Raw genomic sequence first — 8,465 nt, 5'->3', positions numbered from 1 at the left:
ACAGGGCCCCCTAATACCGATCCAAAACATGCGCATGCGGCATCGCCAACCCCAACCCCCCACCCCCCGGAAACCACCCCCGGAACAACCCCCCATACCCCTCCGGCACCACCAACCCCTCCACCACCGCATCCGCCACCGACCAGTACCCCAACAGCAACCGCACGAGCACCCCGTCATCCGGTACCAACGCCCCCCGGGCGAGCTCCCCGACCACCCCCTCCGGATACGGCCGCCCCTCCGCCCGCCGCCGCAACTCCGGCTCCAGCTCCCCCACCAGCACCTCGCGCCGCAGGATCCGCGCCATCATCCCCCCGCCCACCGGATACCGCTGCCGGTACACGCACCCCCACCCCCGCACGATCCGCCCGACCAGGCTGTCCGCAGGCTCCCGTACCGTGAACGAGGCGACCCGCAGCTCCCAGCACCGCGCCGCCAGCTCCGCCAGGAGCCTCCGCGCGCCCGCCGCGTCCCGGGCCCCCATCTCGTGTACCACCAGCGTCCGTACGCTGTCGCCGAAGGCCCGCCCGCGCAGCAGCGCGTACCCGGTGACACCGGAACCGGAACCGGAACCGGCCCCGTCCTCCAGCACCAGCAGCTCCGACCCCGGCTTCCACATCCCCTGCGGCACCCGCCGGTCCCAGTCCGCCTCCCGCACCCGGCTCCAGGGACGCTCGGCGTGCGCGGAGTTGAAGATGCGCACCACCTCCGCCATATCGGCGTCCGTCCCGGCCCGCACCACCCCGCCGCCCACCACCCCGGCCCGCTCGACCGCCCGTACCGGCACCACCAGCTCCCCCTCCCCCAGCGCGGTCACGAACCCCCGCTGCTCGTACGCCCCCTCGATGGCCTCCGAGACGAACCCGACCGCCACCCGCCCCCGCATCCCCTCCACGGCAGCCCCCAGCAGCCGCCGCATGTACCCCTCCCGCCGGCAGTCGGGCCGCGTCTCCACGCCGCCGATCCCCTCCGCGGCGACGGCCACGGCCCCGAACCGCTGGCGGAAGGACACCACTTCCAGCGAGCACACCGGCTCGGGATCGCCCTCCCGCCGCATCCGGCAGTGCCGCACTCCGCCGACGAACTCTTCCTCGTACGCGAGGCTCCGCTCATTCATGCGCGCCAGTGTGGGCGCCCCGCCACGGCGCTCGCCAGAGAGAGCGACGCCCCGATCCGGCGCTCACCGTGCGCGTGTGCGCCCCTCACGCATCCACACGCCCCACAGCCGTCGCGACCTCGGGCAACTCACCCATACGGTGAGCGACACAACCGGAAGCTGATCGTCACCACCCCGGGCATCCACGCCCCGCAACCCTTCAGTAGGGCTTGACCACAGCGGTCCACCCCAAGGTGCACACCAGCGCGGTCGTGCACGAGTTCTCGTAGACGTCCCCCGCCGTGGTGAGCACCTTCACGTAGACGCGCCCGCCGCCCACCCGGACGGACACCCCGCACGCGTTCCGCGGAAAGCCCGGCGTCCCGGCCTTCGTCAGGTCCCGCCAGGAGTAGGCGCTCGTCGGCGTGGCCCGCGCCCCGACGTACGCCTTCCCCCGGGTCAGCGCGGCACTGAACTCCGAAGCCCCCGGCCCGGAAACGGTGTCGATGTCCAAGCACGGCCCGGGCGGCCCCGCCGGACCGCGATCCCCCTTGGGCCCCTTCGGCCCGCGAGCCCCCGTACAACCACCGGCGACCCGGTCCCCACCCGCCCCGCACCCGTACGCGTACCCCGAACCGGGCTCGGCGGCCACGGCCACCGCCGGAACCGGAAGGGCCAAGCCCCCCAGCACCAACGGCACGACCAGCCCCACCGCCAGCCGGGCACGCCGACCCGCCCTCGTCACGGAACCCATCCGGCTCCTCCTCACACGTCGTCACAGCGAACGACGGCGAGCCTCCCTCCCAACACGGCACAATGATGGAAAGACTGACGGAATGTCGCACAAATATCAGCGGGACGGCCCAACGTCACGCCCTCCACTGCGCCGAACGGCCGCCCCTCACCCGGCCCCGCGCACGCCGGGCCGACAATCATTGCCCGGGGTCACCCACCGTGATACACAGAGTGACCAGGTCAGGGCGCGCGGGAGGGGCGCACGCCGGGAGATCGGGTAAAGAGAGCCGCCAAGTCGACGACGGCGGCAGTTTCATCAGCGAAGATAGTGCGTGACCCCTGCCGTCGGGCACGGGCTACCGGAACTACCCATACAGGGGCGGTGAGTTACATGATCCTGGCAGCCGAAAAGGGCGACATCACCACCATCATCGGCGGAATCGCCCCGAACTGGGGGCCGTTCGGCAGTCTCGGCAACGAAGCGAAGGTCATGATCGAGGTGGTCATGGCCGTAGCGATCCTCCTCTGCCTCGGCATCGCCATCTGGGGCGCGGCCAAGCAGCGCATCGGCGCCACCGCACTGCGCGACACCTTCAGCGCGGAACAGGGCAAGGGCCTGATCGTGGCCGGCCTCACGGGAGTCTTCATCATCGGCTCCCTCGGCACCCTCTTCACGATCGTCTACGGAATGGCCGTCTAGCCGAACCAGCGCTGCCGGCCCGACCCTGATGACGAATCACCACACCGCGCCTGAGCGGAAACGAGCGCTACCGTCGTACGACGCGGAGGGGGCGGACACGCAATGAGCAACGACGACCACTACGGCGGCGGCGAGGTCGGCGGCACGGGCCAGACCCGCACCCGCCTCCCGGACTCCCCCTCCGACCCCTACGGCACCCCCCGCCGCACCCCGCGCGCCTCCCGGGGTCTGATCACCGTGGTCGGCGTCGTGGTGCTACTGGTCGCCGCCATCGCATTCGCGAACCAGTCCTCGGAATCCACCCAGGACAAGGCATCCGACAAACCCCCGACCACCACCGCCACGTCCCCCACCGGCACCGCCCCGGTCACCACCAAATCCGCCGGCATCCCAAAGGGCTTCGCCCACGACGACCAGGGCGCCCAATCGGCAGCGGCGAACTACGCGGTGGCCCTGGGCTCGGACGCCATGCTCAAGAAGGACGCCCGGCACGCCCTCGTGGACGGCATCTACACAGCGGAGGCGGCGGCCCAGCGCAAGGGCCCCCAGGACGCGGCGTATTCACCGGCCTTCCTCGCCACCCTCGGGCTCGACGCGACCGGCAACCCCCCGCAGGGCAGCGTCTTCGTCACCCGCGCCGTCCCAGTCGGCACCCGCGTCGAGAGCTACAGCCCCACCACGGCGAAGGTCGCGGTCTGGTACACGGGCCTGGTCGGCATGTCGGGAGCCAAGTCCAACACCCCTGTCCGTACCACCTGGAAGACCTGGACCTTCGAATTGACCTGGGCCGGAGAGGACTGGAAGGTCGCCTCCGACACCCAGCAGGACGGCCCCGCCCCGGTCCCCGGCGACGTGGCCGCCTCCTCGTCCGACGACATCAGCAAGGCCGTGCAGGAGTTCGGAGGGTTCACCTATGCCCGGTAGCCGCCGCCGTCTCCGCATCGCCGGAGTCCTGGCCGCCGTACAGACGACCGTGGTACTGCTGTCGGCCCGGGCCTTCGCGGCGCCGTCCCCGACCCCCACCCCCTCCGGATCGCCCTCGAAGGACGGCCGCTGCGAAGGGGTCATCGGCCCGCTCAAGGAGGACTGCGAGCGCAGCGTCGGCGGAAACCCCGGTACGGGAGCGGGTACGGGCCTCTCGCCCAACGACCCCACCGACGCCATCAACCCCCTAGCCTCCCTCGCCAAAGGCTGCGCCGACGCCGCCGCCTGGATCGTCGGCAAACTCAGCGAAGCCGTCAAAGGCACGGCCAACGTCGACTTCACCAACCCCGCCTTCCTCCAGCAGTACGCCGTGGTCTTCGCCGCCTCCACCATCCTCACCCTCGTCCTGTGGCTCCTCGCCGTAGCCAAGCGCGCCATCCGCGGCGTCCCCCTCACCACCGCCATCTCCGAAGCCATCGGCTTCCTCTGGCTCACCGTCCTGGCCTCCGCCTTCACCCCCCTGATCCTCTACACCGTCGTCTCCGCCACCGACGGCGTCACCGAGGTCATCGCCTCCGCCACCGGCGGCCAGACCGACGTCTTCTTCGGCTCCTTCGCCGAAGCCCTCAAGAAGGGCCAGGACATCGGCGGCGGCCCGATCATGCTGATCGTCGTCGCCCTCGTCACCGTCCTCGCCGCCGGAGTGCTCTGGCTGGAGCTCGTCATCCGCGCCGCCCTCCTCTACGTCGGCGCCCTCCTCGGCACCGTCGTCTACGCCGGACTCGTCGACCGCAACATGTGGGGCCACGTCCGCCGCTGGGCCGGCATCATGATCGCCGTCATCCTCGTGAAGCCGGTCATCGTCATCGTCCTCGGCCTCGCCGGAGCCCTCGCGGGCGACAAGGGCCCCAACGCCTTCTCCGCCGTCGTCTCGGGCCTCGCCATCATCCTCCTGGCGATCTTCGCCTCCGCGATGATCTACCGCTTCGTCCCCGGCTTCGGCGACGAGATCGCCTCCGCCCGCAGCAACCGCTCCAAGGCCACCGACGGCGCGCAGGCCGCCGCCGTCATCAGCTCCCCGGCCTCCCTCGTCTCCCAGGGCATCAAGACCCACAGCAGCCGCGGCGGCGCCCACCGCGCCGGCGGCGGCTCCCCCACCGGCGGCGACGCCAACCAGATCTCCGGAGGCATGGCCGCCCACAGCAGCCGCGGCTCCGGCAGCGGGTCCGGCGGCGGAACTGTCCCCTCCGCCGCTCCCCCGCCCCGCACCGGCTCGAGTACGAGGAACACAGGAGGTGACGGGCGTTGACGACCCAGTCCCACCAGCTCCACCCGATCGCGCCCCGCCGCACGTATCTCATCGGCCGGGCCCGGCCGAACGCGATCGTCGGCAAGAACCGCGAGACCGGCGAGATCGCCCTGATCATCGCCGGCGCGTTCTTCGGCATGATGAGCGGACTGCTCGTCCCCGACCTCACCCTGCGCATCGTGAGCCTCGCCGGCTTCCCCATGCTCGCCCTCGCCGCCGTGTACGTCCCCTACAAGGGCCGCACCTTCTACCGGTGGTTCGAGATCAGCCGCAGCTACAAGCGCACCCTCCGCCGCGGCACCACGTACCGCTCCTCCGCCGTCGAGGCCGGCACCCGCGCCGCCGACGGCCGCGAGGTCGAGGTCGGCCCGCCCCCCGGCATCGGCCGCATCAACTGGCTCGCCGCCCCCTTCGGCCCCGACGAGATCGCCGTACTCCTGCACGCCGACCGCCGCACCGTCACCGCGGCCATCGAGATCGAGGGCCCCGGCGTCGGCCTGCGCGACAGCGAGGACCAGGAAGCCCTCGTCGACCGCTTCGGCACCCTCCTCAAGCACGTGGCCAACGGCGACGGCTTCGTCACCCGCCTGCAGATGCTCGCCCGCACCCTCCCCGCCGACCCCGACGCCCACGCCAAGGACGTCGCCCAGCGCGGAGACACCCACGCCCCCGGCTGGCTGCGCGACTCCTACGACCAGCTCCAGTCGATGGTCTCCACCTCCTCCGAGCAGCACCGCGCCTACCTCGTCGCCTGCATGCACTTCACCCGCGACCTGGCCGCCGAAGCCGTCACCATCGCCCGCGCCGCCACCCCCCACAGGGGCCGCAAGCTCGACCGCGACGCAGGCCTCGCCATCGTCATGGCCCGCGAACTCACCGACATCTGCGCCCGCCTCGCCGAAGCCGACATCCGCGTCCGCCAGCCACTGGGCCAGGGCCGCCTCTCCTCCCTCGTGCACTCCATGTACGACCCGGACCACCCCATCGACCACATCCAGGCCATGACCAAGCGCAACGCCTGGCCCGCCGAGCTCGACGCGGTCGAACCGACCTACCTCCAGGCCAAGACCCGCGAGTCCTCGACCCGCGCCCCCTGGTGCCACGCCACCGCCTGGGTGAAGGAATGGCCGATGACCCCCGTGGGCGTCAACTTCCTCGCCCCCCTCCTCGTCCACACCCCCGACGTCATCCGCACGGTCGCCGTCACCATGGACCTGGAACCCACCGAGATCGCGATCGAGCGCATGCTCACGGAAAAGACGAACGACGAGGCCGACGCGAGCCGCGCAGCCAAAATGAACCGCACCGTCGACCCGCGCGACATCGCCGCCCACGGCCGGCTCGACCAGAGGGGTGAAGATCTGGCCAGCGGCGCTGCCGGAGTCAACCTCGTCGGGTACATCACGGTGTCCTCGCGTTCACCGGAAGCCCTCGCCCGCGACAAGCGCACCATCCGCGCCTCCGCCGGCAAGTCCTACCTGAAGCTCGAATGGTGCGACCGCGAGCACCACCGCGCCTTCGTCAACACCTTGCCGTTCGCCACCGGCATCCGACGCTAGCTGGAGGGAAGTGCCGCCCATGCGAGATCCCATGTCCGCTCTGACGGACGCCTTCACCAGCTTCCTCTTCGGCAAGGTCGAAACCACCCGCCTGCCCGTACGCACCTCCACCGGCCAGGCGCAGGCCGTCTACCTGCCCACCGCCGCCCCCGGCCTCGGCGACTCCGGCGTCATCATCGGCCGCGAGGTCTACAGCGGCAAGGGCTACATCTACGACCCCTTCCAGCTCTACGGCCAGCAACTCCCGGCCCCCCACTGGCTGGTCCTCGGCGAATCCGGCAACGGAAAGTCAGCGCTCGAAAAGACCTACGTCCTACGCCAGCTCCGCTTCCGCGACCGCCAGGTCGTCGTCCTCGACGCCCAGGGCGAGGACGGCGTCGGCGAGTGGAACCTCATCGCCCAGCAGCTGGGGATAACCCCCATCCGCCTGGACCCCATCGCCGCCAACGACGACGGGATCCGCCTCAACCCCCTCGACCCGGCGATCACCGCGACCGGACAGCTCGCCCTGCTCCGGACCATCATCGAAGTCGCCATGGGCCACGGCCTCGACGAGCGCGCCGGCTTCGCCCTCAAGGTCGCGCACGCCTACGTCGTCGACGCCATCCGGGACCGTCAGCCCGTCCTGACCGACATCGTGGACCAACTGCGCCACCCCGAAGCCGAATCGGCACTCGCCATGAACGTCGACATAGACGACGTCCGGGCCTGGGGCCTCGACGTCGCGCTCGTCCTGGACCGCCTGGTCGACGGCGACCTCCGCGGCATGTTCGACGGCCCCACCACGGTGGGCATCGACCTGGACGCCCCCCTCATCGTCTTCGACCTCTCCCACATCGACCGCAACTCCATCGCCATGCCCATCCTCATGGCGATCGTCGGCGTGTGGCTGGAACACACCTGGATCCGCCCGGACCGGAAGAAGCGGATCTTCCTGGTCGAAGAGGCCTGGCACATCATCAACAGCCCCTTCGTGGCCCAGCTGTTCCAGCGCCTCCTCAAGTTCGGCCGCCGCCTGGGCCTGTCCTTCGTCGCCGTCGTCCACCACCTCTCGGACGTGGTCGACGGCGCGGCGGCCCGCGAAGCGGCGGCGATCCTCAAAATGGCCTCCACCCGCACGATCTACGCCCAGAAGGCCGACGAAGCCCGCGCCACGGGCCTCGTACTCGGCCTCCCGCGCTGGGCCGTCGAAATCATCCCGACCCTCACCCCCGGCATCGCCGTCTGGGACGTCAACGGCAACGTCCAGGTCGTCAAACACCTGATCACCGAAACCGAACGCCCCCTCGTCTACACCGACCGCGCGATGACGGAGTCCTCCACCCCCCAGCAGCTCCCCGACGACCTGCTGGCCGCCGAACTCGAAGCGGAGGAACGCGCCCTGTACATCGAGCGCCAGCGGGGCGGCGGCCCCGGCTCGGCCACCACGGTGGCCTGACCATGCCCCACGCCAGACGTACGGAGCCCCCGGCGCGAGCCGGCGGCATCCCCGACGGAGTCCTGGTCGGCCTCCTGGCCTTCCTCCTCGGCCTCGCCGTCCTGGTCTGGTCGGCCACCGGCCTCGCCGCGCTCTTCACCAAGGGCGCCTGGCCGTCCACGGTCACCTTCACCCGCACCCCGGGGGCGGTCCGCGCCCTGATAGCGCAACCGCACGACATCCCGGCGGCCTGGCCCGACACCGACCCGGCGGCCCTCTCCGGCTGGGGCCTGTTCTGGGGCCTGTTCATCAGCCAGCTCCTGGTCCTGCTGGTCGTCACGATCTTCACGATGGGCGTCATCGCCCGCACCAAAGCCCGCCACACCAAGCCCCACCCAGAGCCCCCCACCCAGGCAACCCAGCAACCACCCGCCCCCCAGGCCCCGACACCCCAACAGGCCCACCCCCAGGCCCTGCCATCCCAGCAGGCCCACCCCCAGACCCCGGCCGCCCCGGCCCCAGGGCACGCCCACACCCCGAACACCCTGCCGCACGCACACGCTCCGGCCGTCCCAGGCTCAGGGCACGCCCACACCCCGACCCTGCCCCACGCCCACGCCCCGGCCGCCCCAGGCTCAGGGCACGCCCACACCCCGACCCTGCCCCACGCCCCGGCCACGCAGCACTCCCCCCCCCCCCCCCCCCCCCCCGCCCACCCCCCCCCC

The 8,465-nt window shown here is 71.4% G+C and carries 7 protein-coding genes and 1 pseudogene; 6 read left to right on the top strand and 2 right to left on the bottom strand.

All coding sequences use genetic code 11. The annotated features are described in order from the left end of the window. Nucleotides 1–10: 10 nt before the first annotated feature. Both ACFV0Q_RS34080 and ACFV0Q_RS34075 read right to left on the bottom strand, forming a co-directional pair. The gene (locus ACFV0Q_RS34080) at nt 11–1,117 is read right to left on the bottom strand and encodes a GNAT family N-acetyltransferase (RefSeq protein ID WP_385010768.1); all 1,107 of its coding nucleotides are present in this window, start codon (nt 1,115–1,117) and stop codon (nt 11–13) included. A gap of 199 nt (nt 1,118–1,316) precedes the next feature. Next, a complete protein-coding gene (locus tag ACFV0Q_RS34075) occupies nt 1,317–1,610 on the bottom strand; it encodes a hypothetical protein (protein WP_385010766.1) in 294 nt (97 codons plus the stop codon). 612 nt (nt 1,611–2,222) lie between these two features. Between ACFV0Q_RS34075 and ACFV0Q_RS34070 the strand changes: the two genes are divergently transcribed. From ACFV0Q_RS34070 to ACFV0Q_RS34045, 6 genes and pseudogenes are all read left to right on the top strand, one after another. Beyond that, nucleotides 2,223–2,531 (top strand): hypothetical protein, encoded by a 309-nt coding sequence (locus tag ACFV0Q_RS34070; protein WP_008742356.1) that lies wholly within the window; start codon nt 2,223–2,225, stop codon nt 2,529–2,531. A 102-nt stretch (nt 2,532–2,633) separates the two neighbouring features. Beyond that, entirely contained in the window at nt 2,634–3,455 is an 822-nt protein-coding gene (locus ACFV0Q_RS34065) for a hypothetical protein (RefSeq protein WP_385010764.1), read from the top strand. Then, nucleotides 3,445–4,764: a hypothetical protein gene (locus tag ACFV0Q_RS34060; RefSeq protein ID WP_385010763.1), complete on the top strand. Its 1,320-nt coding sequence runs from the start codon at nt 3,445–3,447 to the stop codon at nt 4,762–4,764. The genes ACFV0Q_RS34065 and ACFV0Q_RS34060 overlap by 11 nt, the downstream gene beginning before the upstream one ends. Beyond that, nucleotides 4,761–6,323, top strand: a complete 1,563-nt coding sequence (locus tag ACFV0Q_RS34055) for an SCO6880 family protein (RefSeq protein ID WP_385010761.1) — start codon at nt 4,761–4,763, stop codon at nt 6,321–6,323. The genes ACFV0Q_RS34060 and ACFV0Q_RS34055 overlap by 4 nt, the downstream gene beginning before the upstream one ends. 19 nt (nt 6,324–6,342) lie before the next feature. Next, entirely contained in the window at nt 6,343–7,761 is a 1,419-nt protein-coding gene (locus ACFV0Q_RS34050) for an ATP-binding protein (protein WP_385010759.1), read from the top strand. A gap of 2 nt (nt 7,762–7,763) precedes the next feature. After that, a pseudogene (locus ACFV0Q_RS34045) lies at nt 7,764–8,465 on the top strand (type VI secretion protein); the annotation flags it as partial.

It is taken from the genome of Streptomyces sp. NPDC059564 (assembly GCF_042735575.1).
GTDB lineage: Bacteria > Actinomycetota > Actinomycetes > Streptomycetales > Streptomycetaceae > Streptomyces.
The sequence above is the reverse complement of the archived record's forward strand: the minus strand, read 5'-3'. Positions and strand labels throughout refer to the sequence as shown.

Bases quoted from the DNA above. Each gene is read 5' to 3' on its own strand.
- ACFV0Q_RS34080 (WP_385010768.1), bottom strand. From the start codon at position 1,117: ATGAATGAGCGGAGCCTCGCGTACGAGGAAGAGTTCGTCGGCGGAGTG.
- ACFV0Q_RS34070 (WP_008742356.1), top strand. From the start codon at position 2,223: ATGATCCTGGCAGCCGAAAAGGGCGACATCACCACCATCATCGGCGGA.
- ACFV0Q_RS34060 (WP_385010763.1), top strand. From the start codon at position 3,445: ATGCCCGGTAGCCGCCGCCGTCTCCGCATCGCCGGAGTCCTGGCCGCC.
- ACFV0Q_RS34050 (WP_385010759.1), top strand. From the start codon at position 6,343: ATGCGAGATCCCATGTCCGCTCTGACGGACGCCTTCACCAGCTTCCTC.
- ACFV0Q_RS34065 (WP_385010764.1), top strand. From the start codon at position 2,634: ATGAGCAACGACGACCACTACGGCGGCGGCGAGGTCGGCGGCACGGGC.